The sequence below is a fragment of the Caproicibacter fermentans genome (assembly GCF_009746625.1).
GTDB lineage: Bacteria > Bacillota > Clostridia > Oscillospirales > Acutalibacteraceae > Caproicibacter > Caproicibacter fermentans.
In genome coordinates, this window is sequence record NZ_VWXL01000085.1 from 1 (window position 1) to 14,682 (window position 14,682).

The following is a 14,682-nucleotide window of genomic DNA, read 5'->3' on the forward strand; positions in this document are numbered from 1 at the left end:
TTTCCGCAAAAGTGGAAATAAATTCAGGAGTATAGCGTTGAAATTCGACGTAATCATTCAGTTTGGAACGCCTCTTGAATCCCTTTTCTCTGAATTCCTCTTCCTGCGCCATTTGTTCAGAGGTTCCTTAGAATCAGCAGGGCAACGGGCAGGATTGAAATCATCAGCAAACCCATGTTTCCATTCACAATCAGCAAGGCGGTTATCATAACAGCGGATACAATAAAATCGCTGAGCATCCGCGGGCAAAGGTGCCCTACGATCATAACCATATTATCAACATCCCTGTGGATGACTGTGCTGATTTCTCCAAGCCTTTCGTTTGTGTAAAAACCAAGTGAAAAAGATTTTAAACGGTGAATAATTTTTTCTCTGAGTTCATAATTCAAGTCAAATCCCGCATAGTGTTTGCGTAAATCGCCAAAGGTACTGGATATTCCCCTAAGCAGTAAAAGAAGGACAAGTGCCAGCCAATCAGCATAAAGGGAAATCTCCTGTTCGGTCATTATAAGATCCAGCATCTTTAGTACCAAAAGCATCATGACAATCCCGGAAAGGGCATAAATTGAAAACCATAGAACGCTGGAAGCTAAAGCTCTTTTCCCTTTTGCGGTCAGAAGCGTTAAGATACCCCGAATCATTTTTCATCCCTCCTTGATACTCCAAAGCTCTGTCTGGTTTTGATCCTGTACGGCCTTTTGATATAATTTACATCGTTCTGTCAGCTCTTGATGTGTTCCACGATCTACGACATGTCCGGAATCCATGACAATAATCTGATCTGCGTTACGGATGGTGTTGAGATGATGGGTGATCGAGATCACCGTTTTCCCTTTGCTGAAATTCTCTAATGCCGCCTGAATAGACGCTTCGTTTTCGGCATCGACCGCTGCGGTTGCTTCGTCCAGGATGAGAATAGGGGCGTCTTTTAAGATCATTCTGGCGATCGCAATCCGCTGTTTCTCCCCGCCGGAAAATTTAACGCCCGATTCTCCTGCCTTTGTGTCATAGCCTTGCGGCAAGGAGGAAATAAACGAATGGATATTTGCCTTTTTTGACGCGGCAACAATTTCACCCCTTGTTGCGTCCGGTTTCCCAAGCCGGATATTTTCTTCCACGCTCATATTAAAAAGAAATGTATCCTGCTGAACAATGGCAATGAATGCGTTCCATTGCTTTTCCGACATACTTTTAATATCAACGCCATTGATCTGAATCCTGCCTGTTTGTGGAATCCAAAAGCCCATAATCAAACTGACAAGTGTACTTTTGCCACAGCCGGATGCGCCGACAATCGCGTTGCGGCTTCCCTTTTTGAAGGTCAGATTTATATTTTCAAGAGACCGGCCTTTTCCAGGATAGGAAAAATCGACGCCTTGAATCCGGATATCACCATTCCGCACAGGGACGGCCGCTTCTTTTTTTTCAGAAGCGGACACGTCCAGAACCGAACCAACCTCACGCATCGCCTGATGAAAAACGATATTATAGTGCTGCAGGGTGGCGGTTTTTGCGATGGAAGCAGTGAACGCCCCGCCCAGAATCATGGAAAGGACGAAGACCGGCACCGAAATTTGCCCTTTTAAGAGAAAGCCGCTCCCCAGAATCATCACCAGAACCACGCCGCCCTCCATAAAAATGTCAATGAAACCCATGGACAGCGAAACACCGGCTGCGGCTTTTCTTGCGGCCCTTACATAATCCTTGGCAAGCTGTATTGTATTTTGGGTCTTGGTCTCTTCTTTGCCAAACGCCTTTATTACCGCAATGTTCTGAATATATTCCATCATGTTTTCCTGCATGGCCTTTGTGCTGTCCACAAACATTCTTTGGTTTTTATCCCAGACAGCAGCGGATCCTTTTTTTATCAGCAGCATCAGCGGCAGGCTTGAAACCATCAGCAGTGCGAGACGCCAATCGAGAAACAGCATGGCTGCAAAAATAATGGCGGGAAACAGGGTCGCCGACATAATCTCCGGCAATCCATGCGCAAGATAAAACTCTACCTGCTCCACATCGTGCTCTACAATATTTGTCAGATCGCCGGTTTTTCGCTCCTGAAAAAAGCCAAGCGGTAATTTCTTCAGATGCCGGATCAAGCGCAGCCTCAAATCTGTAAGCGTGCCGTATGCTGCCTTATGCGCTTCCCAAGTTGCATAATAAGAGCAAATTGCTTTTATCAGGAACGATGACAGCATAAAACAGCTATCTGTGATCACGATACCGACGGTTAGTCGCCCGGCAATAAAAGAAGCTGCCATGTGTATCGTTAAAAAGCGTGGAATCAAATCAAATAGCGCACCAACTGCAATCAACACGTTGGAAACACGATTTTTCTTTTTAATGTCTTTTACTAATATGCTCTGATTCAAGTTAGCCCCTCCTGCTGCATGTAAAATAAAGACACAGAGCCGATCGCACCTTTTACAGTGTTATCGGCTCTGCGTCTTAGCGTCTGGCTCTGTTACGATTATCACATTTTGATCTTTTACGTCTATCAAAGTTATTTGTTTGCATTTTGGACAAAACAAAGGAAAATGAATGAGTATCGTATCATCTCTGATTTGGATGCGGGTTTTGTTCCCGCACACAGGGCAGCGTATCCAGTCTGTTCTTCTCATACTACGGCCTCTTTCAGGCGTGGTTATGAATTAGCTGAATTGCCTGATCCAGAAAGCCTTTTATCGCGGTCAATTGATCTCCGGGCATATTTGAGAGGTAATCGAACAGCGCTTTGTCATTTTCCTCGTGGTATCTCTGATGAAATCGGTAAGCGGTCCATCCTTTTTCCGTCAAATACAGCCGGTAACGTTTTTTGTCTTTTTGATCATCTTCCTTTGCAATCAGTTCCCGCTCACTGAGCTTTTGCAGTGTTTTATGGACAACAGGCCGGGTAATTCCAAATTTCCGCGCAAGCTCCGCGCTGTAAATGCCGGGGAAATCGCCGATCATTTTTATCATGTGAATCTCGCCCCGGTAAAAAGTCAAATTTTCACTGCCAAAGTCAAGAACATTCGTTCTGCTGTTGGCGATTTGCTCCGTCAGTTCAATAAAAGAACGAACAACATCTCCTGAACACAGCGAGAGATCGGTAATCCCTTTCCGGTAAAGCTGCCCCTCAAAAAGCGTGTTCTCCAGAACGTCTGCGGCTTTCAGCCCGGCCTTTTTGACGGCTCTTTCCATTTCTATGTCACTGGGAGGAAGCGGAACTCCGTTAAGAAAGCCGGACAGCCAGCTCAGCATATTGGGCGGAGCGTCATATTTGTGATCCGCATATTGCCCGATCACAAGCAGATAGCCGCCATCGCGCAAGGCCGAGGACAGCTTCTGCATAAAGCATGCGATATCACCCTCTACAAAATTCAGGATACCGGAAGCGATAATCAGATCGTAGCTTCCTCCTAAATCATCCGTATTAAAATTTCCGGAGAGAACATCGACGTGTTTTTCCTCATGGTGCTGCCGGACTATCTGATTTGTTACGGAAGCCACTCCAGGTGTTTCGAAGACGGTTGCTTTGCTGCCGGGAAAATGTTTAACAAATTCAATCGCTAAAATTCCCGTCCCTCCCCCTAAATCCAAGATACGGAGAGGGCGTTTCGGGTTCGGAAACAGTTTCTGCATTTCTTCCAGAAAAGACTGTACTCGCCCGGTATACATTTCCGGAATGGATGCTTTTGCTAAATCTTCAAAGTCATAATTGTTTGAACGTGACTTCGGGCTGGTTTTCAGTTTTGATTCCAACTCATTTAAGGAAGTCATTTTTTCCCGGAACAGCAATGCCTCTCCGAGGAAAACTTCACTGTTTCGGGATAGAAAATCCTTTGTTTCCGGAGTGTTCGCGTAAAAATCGCCGATCTTGCTGACAAATCCGCAGGAAACTAGCGTTAGCAGCAACAGTTCGATCTGCTTTTTATCACAATTTAGAGATTCGGCAATCGCTTCAGCGGTCGCCGGCGTGTCCAGATGGGAAAATACATTTAAATGAATCGCCGCGAAAAGCAGCTGCGCCTCCTGATAATTATGAATCACCTGATAATAGCGGCTTGGGTTGTTTGCCATTTGATACATAAGACGAGTCACTTCCTTTATCCTAATAACGGGTGCTAGTTATCATTCAATCGGTTAGCTTCCTCTAACCGATTGTTAGTATAGCATACCTTAATATTGATTGTCAAGCTAATAAACTGAGATTCGGGGAGCCGGCAAGAAAAACGACATATAGACCTACTCAGATCTAACACGATATTTCATAGCATTTATCGTCCTTCAAGCTTATCTCTTGGAGGACGATTTCTCTATTCTGAAATATAACTTGACAAATGATCAGCAAAGCGTTAATATAACACCGTTATTGAATAACGCCGTTATATTATGGAGGCTGGATATGAAGCTTGTCAATGAAAAGCTTGCCGCAAACCTGCTGAAAGCAGGCAGCAAGGAATTTCTCTCTATGGGTTTTCAGGGGGCGTCCCTGCGCAGTATCGCAGCGTCGCTGGGTGTTACGACCGGAGCCATTTACCGCTACTATTCGGACAAAGAAGCTTTGTTTGACGCACTGGTCGAGGAGCCCGCCAAAACTTTAGTGGAGCAGTATCGCAAGCTCCAGAAGTCCTTCGCTGCCATGCCGCTGGAACGCCAATTATGTGAGTTACCCGAGGTGCCGGATGAGAAACAGCTGTGGATGCTTCGGCATATTTACGATCATTTTGATGCCTTTAAGCTTATTATCTGCTGCTCTGCCGGAACAAAATACGAGCACTACATTGATACCTTAATTGAGATTGAAGCAAATTCAAGCCGGGCTTTGATTGACCGGATGACAGCGGAAGGGCTAAAGATTCGCTGCATTGACGACGCACTGATTCATATCGTTTCAAGCGCACTCTTTTTTGGAATGTTTGAAACTGTAAAACACGACATGCCATTTGAAAAGGCTGTTATTTACACAAATAGCCTTCGAGAATTCTATTCTGCCGGCTGGTTTAAGATTTTAGGGCTCTCAAACGCCTGAGACCCTTTATCTTTTGCTGTGTAGTTAGATTAATCTAACCAAAGGAGATGTATTACATGAAAGAAAAAACCGGCTCACACCCCGCCGCAAAACTCTGGGGTTGGGCAAGGCCTTACCACGGAAGCTTCCTTGGCTCCGTCCTATTGGCAGTACTCGGCGTAGCATGCGGGATGATTCCCTACTTTTCCGTGGCGGCCATCCTCCGCCTGCTGCTGTCTGGCAGCGTGAGTATGCCTGCATATCTTATGTGGTGCGGCATAGCCTTGGCGGGCTATCTGGGGAAGGTGCTCTTTGGCAGCTTCTCCACCCTGATTTCGCATACGGCTACCTATCATACCTTGCGGGATCTGCGCAAAGCGCTGACTTCCAAGCTTGCGAGAGTACCGATGGGCACAGTGCTGAACACTCCGTCCGGGCAGTATAAGACCACGATTGTGGATCGAGTCGAGGGCATGGAACCGACGCTTGCCCATCTGATTCCGGAAATGACCTCCAATGCTCTGGTGCCGATTGCGATTTTGGTTTACCTGCTCATTCTTGACTGGCGTATGGCCCTTATCTCCCTCATAACGCTCTTTATCGGGTTTATATTTGTCGCCCGGAGCGGTAAAACCTACGCGAAGCGCTGGGCCGGAGCGGTGGAGGCAGGGCGTCGAATGAACAACGCGATTGTGGAGTATATCGGCGGAATTCAGGTAGTCAAGGCATTCAGCCAATCCGCGGGCTCCTATCAAAAGTACGCTGACGCGGTCAGAGCAAACGGTCAGTACTATGTGGATTGGATGGGCGATAATCTGAAATACATGTGTCTGTGGACGTCCGTTATCCCGGCTGTCCTTGTAGCCGTGCTTCCGGCAGGTTTTGCCTTCTGGGCAGGCGGCAGCCTTTCCGCACCGGATTTTCTCACAATTATTGTGCTTTCCCTGGGGCTTACCGGGCCTATTATGGCAGCCATGACCTTTGTGGACGACCTGGCGGTCATTGGTACGAATGTAGGGGAAATCAGCGGCATTCTGGAAACAGCTGAACTGGAACGGCCTCAGGAGCCTGTCAGGCTGGATCATCTGGATATTGCCCTTAAGAACGTATCATTTACCTATGGGAAAGACAGCGGTGAGGTTCTTCGCGGTATTGACCTGAATATCCGTCCCGGTACGGTAACGGCCCTGGTCGGGCCGTCCGGTTCCGGCAAATCTACCATCGCCAAGCTGATCGCAGGTTTTTGGGATGTAACGGACGGGCAGATCACGGTTGATGGGTGCGACGTGCGCAGGATTCCCCTGACGCAGTGGACGGCTCAAATCGCCTATGTCTCTCAGGACAACTATCTCTTTGACCGCTCAATACGAGAAAATATCCGCATGGGGCGGAAAAACGCCACGGACGCCGAGGTGGAAGATGCGGCAAAAGCGTCCGGCTGCGAGGAGTTTATCCGCCGGCTTGAAAACGGCTATGATACCGCGGCGGGGAGCGGCGGCGGCAGCCTGTCCGGCGGGGAGCGGCAGCGTGTGGCGATTGCCCGTGCCATGCTCAAGAATGCTCCAATCGTAATATTGGATGAGGCAACTGCTTCCATTGACCCCGAGAATGAGGCCGCCATTCAAAAGGCACTATCCGCGCTGACAAAGGGAAAAACGCTGATTGTCATAGCCCATCACCTTTCCACCATTACGGATGCGGACAACATTGTAGTGGTGAAAAACGGGAAAATTGCAGCACAGGGAAAGCAGGACGAACTGCTTTCCACCTGCCCTGTGTACGCCGATATGTGGGCAGCTTATCAGGGCACCCGCGATCAGGCTTGAAAGGAGAAAAAATGTTCAGAGTTTTAAAAAAAATCTCAAGCTTTGCAGGCGGGCGCCGGAGGCTAATGCGAAAGTCAATTGGAATTTCCTTTATTGGCGCGATATTTTCCGCACTGCAGTTCTATGCTCTTTCAGTCGTTCTGTCGGCAGTCCTGGCGGAAAACCGCAACGCAAAAACCGCGTGGATTGCGCTGGGCATCATGCTGGTTTCGATTGCCGGTCGGGCGGTATCCTCTTATTTTTCAAATATGCAGCAAACCGAAATCGGCTACTATATGGTAGCAGAAAAGCGCATACATATCGGGGACCGGCTGCGGTATATTCCCATGGGATTTTTCAATCGGAACAGTTTGGGTGATATTACGGCCGTTGTCACCACCACGCTGGGAGATGTGGAAAACTCAGCCTCCCGGTGTATGGTGTCTGTTCTTGGCGGGCTTCTGACCTCCGTTGCTCTTGGTCTGGGAGTATGTGCCATCAACTGGCGAATAGGGCTGATCGTATTGACTGGAATTGCTCTTTATCTCCTGGTGACTGAGGCCGCCCGGCGCGTATCTTCAAAAAGTTGGCCTAAACGCCAAAGGGCGCAGGAGGGCTTGGTTGCCGCTGTTATGGAATATCTGCAGGGTATGAGCGTTGTAAAAGCTTTCAATTTGGAAGGCGATGGGGATCAGGCTATTCGAAAAGCGATTGATGAGAGCTGTGAGTGCAACCTTGGCGTTACCCGCAGGTATGTGCCAGGTGATATTTTGAAAGCCGTGGTGATCCGCTTGGCCGGCATTGCAATTCTGACAGCTTCTGTCATTTTGTACTTGCATAGCGAACTGTCTCTGGCGCATTGCCTGATAATGCTGATTGCATCCTTTATGGTGTATAGCGAATTGGAGTCGGCAGGCAATATGGCGTCCCTCCTGCAGATGATGGAGGCTTCCATGGACAAAGCAAACTCAATCGACGATATGCCAATGATGGATACCGATGGAGAGGATATCGTCCCTGCTACATCTGATATCATATTTGATCATGTTAATTTTTCCTATGGTGATCGGAAAGTCCTAAACGGAATCGACCTTACCCTTCCCGCAAAAACCACCACCGCTGTTGTAGGCCCCTCCGGAGGCGGCAAAACCACTCTGTGCAATCTCATCGCCCGCTTTTGGGACGTGGACAGCGGCTCCATTACGATAGGCGGATATGATGTTCGGAAATACAAACTGGACAGCCTCATGAAAAACGTTGCAATGGTGTTTCAGAACGTTTACCTGTTCAACGATACCGTGGAAAACAATATTAAATTCGGCAAACCGGATGCAACTCATGAACAGGTAGTTGCCGCCGCCAAAGCGGCGTGCTGCGACGAATTCATTTCCGCGCTTCCGGACGGATATGGTTCCATGGTCGGAGAAGGCGGCTGCTCCCTTTCGGGAGGAGAAAAGCAGCGAATCTCCATCGCCCGGGCTATGCTGAAGGACGCGCCTATTGTTATTTTAGACGAGGCGACCGCAAGCGTCGATCCGGAGAACGAAGCGGAACTGCAGAATGCCATTGACGCACTGACACACAACAAGACCCTCATCATGATTGCACACCGCCTGAAAACAGTGCGCAAAGCCGATCAGATATTGGTGTTGAACAATGGGAAAATTGTCCAGAAAGGTACGCACGATGAGCTTGCGGAGCAGCCCGGTATTTATTCCGAATTCCTGAACGCCCGCAGAGAGGCTATCGGCTGGAAGCTGGCCTGATACAGGTTAAAATATAGACAGTGGACTCCCGGTTTTACGGCAGTCCACTGTCTTTTCACTTATGCTTACTTCATTCGCTGGCTTGAAACCTCGGAAATTAAAGAACAGGAGGCTGGAAATGTATACCTATTAATTTTCTCATGGTGATATCATGGCTGCCGGCCGCCAGATCGTCAACATAACTATGCTCAAAATCACTCAGTCTCTTTCCATGATATACCGTGAATCACGGATGGTTTCTGTGATCCGAAAACCCAACTTTTTATACAGAGAAACAGCTTTCGTATTTTGAATAAAAACATAGAGAAATATGGGCAAACCCGTTTCCGCGATACACTTCCGGATCACTTCACTCCCGATACCTTGATTCTGATATGGTGAAAAAACGTATATATCATCCAATTCCATCTTTTCGCCAACGGAATGAAAACGGCAGTACCCGACTTTTTGACTATCTCGAAAAATACAGGTATATTCGTTGATATTCTTTTTAATTTTATTCAGAACCCATGATAACACGTTCGGGTAGTCGATTTGAGAGATGTTCTCATATCGGTCAATCAAGTCCTTACTCAGATGAAACAACGGCTCAATATCACTTCCTTCGGCAGGCACATAAGTCAGTTTCATATGAATTCTCCTTACAGCCACACAGCCCAGTCGCCGTAATCGAATGTTCCGCCGCCGTGATGCAGCTTGCCTTCCGCTTTCAGCTGCCGGAAGGCGTCACGCATTCTTAGGAGTATTTCCGGCCCGATATCCAGGCTGTGATGCGCCGGAAAGACCTGTTTGACTGGAAGTGCCGCCACCCGCTCAAGAGAAGCAAGATAGGCAGTCGGGTCGGTGGAGGGATAGTAGGCAAACAGGGTATCCTTGTAAACCAGGTCTCCGGTGAAGAGGTAGCCCCGCTCCTTTTCATAAAAGCACATATGCCCCGGCGAATGACCTGGCGTATGCAGCACCCGCAGAATGCGCCCGCCGATGTCGATCGAATCGTTATCCTTCAACACTCTTGTAGGCGTCCCCTGAAAGAACTCGTAATTATTTACATCATATCCTTCCGGCAGATCGCAGCGGTCCACCACCATACCCCTGATCTGCTCCATGGTCAGCGGGAATTCTCCACTGAGCCAATTCAGCTCCTCCTCATGGGCGTAAAAATCCGGAAAGTATTTGTGGCCGCCGATATGGTCCCAATGGATATGGGTTGCCACGGCGGTGACCGGCTTGTCGGTCAGCTTTCTCACTTCGCCGTAGATATTGCAGATGCCGAGGCCGGTATCGATCAGGAGCGCCCGTTCCGTGCCGACGAGCAAGTAGCAGTGCGTTTCCTCCCAATGCCGGTATTCGCTGATGATATGTGTGTCCTTGTCTATATGGTCTATGGTAAACCAATCGCTCATTTCAAGATTCCTTTCTCAGCTTGTTTTTTGCACAGCAGCTGTTCTTCCCGTTCCGGATGTTCTTGTCCGCCCGAAACGGCAGGCAGGGCGATGCTCTGCAATTAAATTTCTTCCTTTGATAACGGCTGACACGATGGGCAGTAATACACCGCTCCTCCCAGATAGGCCTCTTTCACAAGCCGCCCTCCGCACCTCGGGCAGCCGGAGGCAAGCGTGTTCTTGGACAGCTTCACCCGGTAGCCGCCCGGGCGCCCGAAGAGATCCTTTTCCGTGTCCCGCCCGCCGCGAGCCGTCATGTCATGCAGAACCGAGACGATGCAGGAAAGAAGGTTGTCCCGCTCCGCTTCGCTGAATGTTCCAATTTTTCGCTTTGGGTGGATTCCGGCGGTAAACAGGATGTCCTGCAGCACGCCGTTGCCGATACCGGGAAAGCGCTGTTCCGTGGCGAGGAACGCTTTCGCGCTCAGAGTCGGTTTGCTTCCCGCCGTCAGTTTGCGGTAATACGGTTCGAACCGGTCGGAAAACGGTGAAATTGCCGTCCTGCTTTTGAGGTAGTATTCGTTGTCATACGTACCGTCATGGAGGATGATGCCGCCGTACATGGCGACGGTGAAGACAAGAGCCGTCCCGTCATCAAATTCTATCAGCAGCTGATAATTCTTCGGCGCGTCGGCGCGGTTTACGAGCCGCGCGTTGACCCCGTCGTTGAAGCACAGCCGTTTCCCGTTATCGAACGCCAGTTCCGCGAAGATGCCGAACCCCTCGGCTGATCGAATGGTACTCCCGCTCACTGCGGCGTCGTATTCCGCCGGATCGCCGGCATACCAGCAGAATTTATGTGCTTTCGAAGGCGGGAGGACGCGGCGTACCCGTTTCCCGAAAACGGCATCGTTCATCTGCCTGGCGATCGTGATCGCCTCAGGCAATTCCATCATAAGTAATCCCTCCTTCGAAATAAGTTGTGGTTCATTTCCCGTATTCGCGGATCAGCTGATGTGTCCATCGGAGCAACAGTTCCGAATACCGCTCCAGCGCGGCCTGCGAGGGATCCGCCGTTTTGATCTGCTCCGCAGCCTGCGAAACGGACAGGTCCATCCCGGTCAGCACCTCTTTCAAAACCGAATGACTTTTCAAGTAGTCTCCGGTTTCCGCGAAGTGCTTTGCCTGTAAAACGAAAAAGGCCGATTTATACAAGCCCTTTAGCGTTTCCATGTCGCTGCCGTGCAGATAATTGTGGCTGCACATATGGTAAAGGTTGCAGGCACCCATCAATACGGCGGCGCGGGCGTCCGCATCGGCTGGAACGGAGATGATGTCGTCCAGGCTGCCGTAGTAAGGGATGGTATCATAATAAAACTGAAACAAATCCGATTTGTACCAGCCCACGAGCTCCTCCCTTCCCGATACGAAGCCGCAGATCAGCGACCTGTCGGGAAGCGTTTCAATTACCTGTTTATATTGCTTCAGATCATGAAGCGATACCGTGTCCAGAATCAGCACAACGTCGATATCACTGGTTTCATGTGCTTCATTCCTCCCGTAGCTGCCCTGCAGACCGATAAAGAGAATCCGACTACCGAAAAGATTCCATACGGTGCTCTGATATTGTTTCATCCATTGGTGAATGTCAACCATGCTGTGATTCCCCTCTCTGGTTTATGGATCGGATGAGATCGGCCGTTTCCTCCGGTCCGATTTCCGACACGTCGTTTTTTCCTCAGCAAGTTTATCATAAAGAGGCGGACGCGAGACACTCCTCTGAAAAGCAGGGAGACAGACCGCGCGCCGAGTATTTGACCGGGATCCGGCCGCCCTCCTGAAACGCGCTGCTCGTGAGCTTTAATGCTTCCATGGTGTTCCCTCATCCTTTTTTACAATACCGCCGATGATAATATTCAACACCTCATCAATGGCCTGGGTAGCCTTCATCCCGTTTTCAAGAAGAAAGTCGGTGTCGAGAAACAAATCGCTGACCCGTTCCAGCATGGCGGACAGAATGCCGAAATGCACATCCGGTCGCAGGATTCCCTCGTCGGACGCCTGCTTCAAAAGCTTTTGAAACTCATCGAGCTTGAACTGTTTCAAATCTTTAACCTTTGCCCATTCGTCGGGATAGAACTGTTTCGCTTCGTCCATAATCCGTACGGGCAGCCGGTAACGATGGCTCGAATGCACGATGGCATGAATTTTGTCAGGGAAGCTCCTGTCGCTCCCGACTGTATCCAAAACGTTCTGTCTGTCGCTTTCCAGGGTTTTTTCAAAATACTCCCGGATCATCTCATCTTTGCCGCTGAAATACTGATAGAGTGTTTTTTTGCTGATATGCAGCTCGGCAGCCAATTCATCCACTGTGAATTTTTTCAGACCGTACTGTTCGATCAACTGTGCCACGGCATCCAGAATTTTATTTTTCATGCTCCAAAACCTTCCTTTCCGCCTTTTTTGTGTTTACTCGCCTGTCAAGCGCAGTCAGCAGAAATCCGACCACTCCGGCAGCGGTGACGATCAGCCAGGCAGCTTTTTGCGAGCTTCCCCAAACGGCCCCCATTGCCAATGCGCCGCCAAAATTACCGATATATTGAAACGAGTTGAAAATCCCGTTCCCCGTACCGCGCAGACTGTCCTCCACCACCTCGTTGACATGGGTTGCCGCTACGGTGGCAATCGTGATATATCCGCATAGAAAAAAGGTGGTCCCCAAAAGCAAAAAATGGAATGAAAACGGACGCAAGTAAAACAGAATGCTCAGAACAGAAACGGCAAATGCGACCAGAAGCACCGCATTGACATACCCTTGGTCCACCCACCTGACAGTGACCTTCATAAACAGAACGGCAACGAGAATCGCCGGTACAAAAATCTTCCACATTCCGTTCTGCCCGGTTACCTGATCCATGTAAATCGGCGCGGCATAAAAAACGGACATCATCATGAAGTTATTCAGAAACGCCAACAAATTCATTATAACAAAAGTCCGGTTTCGCAGCAAGAAGGAAATCTCACTGCGCCGAGGAACGGATGCCTTTCCGCGGTCACCGGCATCTTTCAGGAAAAGCAGGATATAGAGTGAATTCATGGTAAGGAGAATCGCACCGGCCAGAAACATCCGGCTGACAGACATCACTCCGCGCAGCAGCGGCCCGACTGCGAAAGCAAGGGCCGCCGCCGCGGAGACAAATGCGCCGAGAACGCTCATGGCTTTTGTCCGGTCCTGATCGCCGGCAAGACCCGCAACCCAGGAATAACCCACTCCTATCACCGCCCCGCTGCCCTGCAGTACGCGCGCCAGGATCAGCATCCGGATGCTTTTTGCAAAAAAGCCTACAATAAAGCCGATTATGACAATCGCAAGGCCGGTAAGCAAGATGCGTTTATTGCCATACTTGTCACTGAGCAATCCAAAAGGAATCTGTAAAATCGCCTGCATCAGTCCAAATGCGCCTACCGCAAGCCCCGCGAGCAGGGGTGTGTATCCGTCAAGCGATTTGCAGTAAGTGGAGATGAACGGAGCCACAATCGTCATGGACATCTGCTGCAGGGCCAACGCCAAGCTGATCATCACCACGGGAAGCATCCTATTTTTTGATTTTGATTGTATGGACATGCGAAAGCCTCCAACACTGTATAAACTAATACTGTTTATTTGGTTTCCAATAAATACTATCGTATCCTTTCTTTGCAGACTTGTCAACAGCAAAAAAATCAATTCTGTCGTTAAGAAAATCTTGACGCGCTTGCTTCCATTCGTCTCTCCGTATATACTGAAGAAAAACGTATCCTACGGAGGCCAGGCAATGCTGGATGATATTTCCGTCCGGCAGGCAGCAGAAAAACGGGAAATTTCAGAACGCCGGATTCAGAAGCTCTGCGAAGAAAACCGGGTCGCCGAAACGGTTCGTTTCGGTCATGCGTGGGCCATCCCCAAGGATGCACGCAAGCCTGCTGATAAACGAAAAACGGGGAGGACTGAATTTGAACTATAGAATCTTAGTGATCGATGATGATAAAGAGCTGTGCGCTTTGATCAAACAGAGCGTGGCGGCTGAAAATATCAGCGCGGAACACTGCTGCTCCGGCGCGGACGGGCTCGCCATGCTTCAAAAGAATGATTACCATCTGATTCTTTTGGATGTGATGATGCCGGGAATGGACGGCTTTGAAACCATGGAGAAAATACGGCAAAACAGCAGCATTCCCATCCTGATGCTGACCTCCAAAAACGACAGCACCTCAAAGGTTCGCGGGCTGCGTTCCGGCGCGGACGATTACCTGACAAAGCCTTTTGATATGGAGGAACTGATTGCCCGCGTTCTTTCCTTAATCCGCCGTTATACGCGGTTCAATACGACGGGGGATCATTCGCGGCCGCTGACCTATCAGGGACTGACCATAGACCTGGACAACAGGAGCGTAACCACTTCGAACGGGACGTTTGAATTGCCTCCGAAAGAATTCGACCTGCTGCTGTTCTGCGCGAAAAATCAGGGGAAAATATTGACAAAGCAGCAGATTTATGAGGAGGTCTGGCGCGAGCCGTATGTTTACGACGACAGCAACATCATGGCGATCATCAGCAGGCTGCGCAAAAAGATCGAACCCGATTCGGGATCGCCCTTTTACATCCAAACGGTAAAGGGAATCGGCTACCGCTTCAACAAGGAGGTGTAGGCCGTGATTCTCAATATAATATTCGGCGTACTGTTTTTTCTTGCCTT

At 49.3% G+C, this 14,682-nt stretch carries 16 protein-coding genes; 5 read left to right on the forward strand and 11 right to left on the reverse strand.

What is annotated here, in order from left to right; all coding sequences use genetic code 11:
- Positions 1–116: 116 nt before the first annotated feature.
- From CAFE_RS15115 to CAFE_RS15130, 4 genes are read right to left on the reverse strand one after another with little or no spacing between them, the layout of a single operon-like run.
- The gene (locus CAFE_RS15115; RefSeq protein ID WP_233452834.1) at positions 117–641 is read right to left on the reverse strand and encodes an ABC transporter transmembrane domain-containing protein; all 525 of its coding nucleotides are present in this window, start codon (positions 639–641) and stop codon (positions 117–119) included.
- Between the two features lie 3 nt (positions 642–644).
- The gene (locus CAFE_RS15120; RefSeq protein ID WP_156991081.1) at positions 645–2,372 is read right to left on the reverse strand and encodes an ABC transporter ATP-binding protein; all 1,728 of its coding nucleotides are present in this window, start codon (positions 2,370–2,372) and stop codon (positions 645–647) included.
- A gap of 60 nt (positions 2,373–2,432) precedes the next feature.
- Positions 2,433–2,621, reverse strand: a complete 189-nt coding sequence (locus CAFE_RS15125; RefSeq protein ID WP_083209975.1) for a cysteine-rich KTR domain-containing protein — start codon at positions 2,619–2,621, stop codon at positions 2,433–2,435.
- A 13-nt stretch (positions 2,622–2,634) separates the two neighbouring features.
- Positions 2,635–4,071 (reverse strand): methyltransferase, encoded by a 1,437-nt coding sequence (locus CAFE_RS15130; RefSeq protein ID WP_156991082.1) that lies wholly within the window; start codon positions 4,069–4,071, stop codon positions 2,635–2,637.
- A 244-nt stretch (positions 4,072–4,315) separates the two neighbouring features.
- Between CAFE_RS15130 and CAFE_RS15135 the strand changes: the two genes are divergently transcribed.
- From CAFE_RS15135 to CAFE_RS15145, 3 genes are read left to right on the forward strand one after another with little or no spacing between them, the layout of a single operon-like run.
- Positions 4,316–5,014, forward strand: coding sequence for a TetR/AcrR family transcriptional regulator (locus CAFE_RS15135; RefSeq protein ID WP_413814439.1), 699 nt, complete (start codon positions 4,316–4,318; stop codon positions 5,012–5,014).
- A gap of 56 nt (positions 5,015–5,070) precedes the next feature.
- A complete protein-coding gene (locus CAFE_RS15140; RefSeq protein WP_066643960.1) occupies positions 5,071–6,819 on the forward strand; it encodes an ABC transporter ATP-binding protein in 1,749 nt (582 codons plus the stop codon).
- A gap of 11 nt (positions 6,820–6,830) precedes the next feature.
- The gene (locus CAFE_RS15145; protein ID WP_066643959.1) at positions 6,831–8,564 is read left to right on the forward strand and encodes an ABC transporter ATP-binding protein; all 1,734 of its coding nucleotides are present in this window, start codon (positions 6,831–6,833) and stop codon (positions 8,562–8,564) included.
- A gap of 198 nt (positions 8,565–8,762) precedes the next feature.
- On the opposite strand, the gene CAFE_RS15150 is transcribed toward CAFE_RS15145, so the two are convergent.
- The 7 genes from CAFE_RS15150 to CAFE_RS15175 all read right to left on the reverse strand — a co-directional run bounded on the left by CAFE_RS15150 (position 8,763) and on the right by CAFE_RS15175 (position 13,526).
- Positions 8,763–9,194, reverse strand: coding sequence for a GNAT family N-acetyltransferase (locus CAFE_RS15150; RefSeq protein ID WP_156991083.1), 432 nt, complete (start codon positions 9,192–9,194; stop codon positions 8,763–8,765).
- Positions 9,195–9,205: 11 nt separating this feature from the next.
- A complete protein-coding gene (locus CAFE_RS15155; RefSeq protein WP_066643957.1) occupies positions 9,206–9,967 on the reverse strand; it encodes an MBL fold metallo-hydrolase in 762 nt (253 codons plus the stop codon).
- 101 nt (positions 9,968–10,068) lie between these two features.
- Positions 10,069–10,902, reverse strand: a complete 834-nt coding sequence (locus CAFE_RS15160) for a DNA-formamidopyrimidine glycosylase family protein (RefSeq protein ID WP_156991084.1) — start codon at positions 10,900–10,902, stop codon at positions 10,069–10,071.
- Positions 10,903–10,933: 31 nt separating this feature from the next.
- On the reverse strand, positions 10,934–11,602 hold the full coding sequence (locus tag CAFE_RS15165) for a nucleotidyltransferase domain-containing protein (RefSeq protein ID WP_156991085.1): 669 nt from the start codon (positions 11,600–11,602) through the stop codon (positions 10,934–10,936).
- A 94-nt stretch (positions 11,603–11,696) separates the two neighbouring features.
- Positions 11,697–11,819 (reverse strand): hypothetical protein, encoded by a 123-nt coding sequence (locus CAFE_RS20360; RefSeq protein WP_267459185.1) that lies wholly within the window; start codon positions 11,817–11,819, stop codon positions 11,697–11,699.
- Entirely contained in the window at positions 11,807–12,382 is a 576-nt protein-coding gene (locus CAFE_RS15170) for a TetR/AcrR family transcriptional regulator (RefSeq protein ID WP_156991086.1), read from the reverse strand. The genes CAFE_RS20360 and CAFE_RS15170 overlap by 13 nt, the downstream gene beginning before the upstream one ends.
- Positions 12,372–13,526, reverse strand: a complete 1,155-nt coding sequence (locus tag CAFE_RS15175) for an MFS transporter (protein WP_233452835.1) — start codon at positions 13,524–13,526, stop codon at positions 12,372–12,374. Before CAFE_RS15175 ends, CAFE_RS15170 begins: the two co-directional genes overlap by 11 nt.
- Positions 13,527–13,761: 235 nt before the next feature.
- Here CAFE_RS15175 and CAFE_RS15180 point away from each other — a divergent pair, with 235 nt between their 5' ends.
- Both CAFE_RS15180 and CAFE_RS15185 read left to right on the forward strand, forming a co-directional pair.
- On the forward strand, positions 13,762–13,950 hold the full coding sequence (locus CAFE_RS15180) for a DNA-binding protein (RefSeq protein ID WP_187034754.1): 189 nt from the start codon (positions 13,762–13,764) through the stop codon (positions 13,948–13,950).
- On the forward strand, positions 13,895–14,635 hold the full coding sequence (locus tag CAFE_RS15185; protein ID WP_413814440.1) for a response regulator transcription factor: 741 nt from the start codon (positions 13,895–13,897) through the stop codon (positions 14,633–14,635). The genes CAFE_RS15180 and CAFE_RS15185 overlap by 56 nt, the downstream gene beginning before the upstream one ends.
- Positions 14,636–14,682 lie beyond the last annotated feature (47 nt).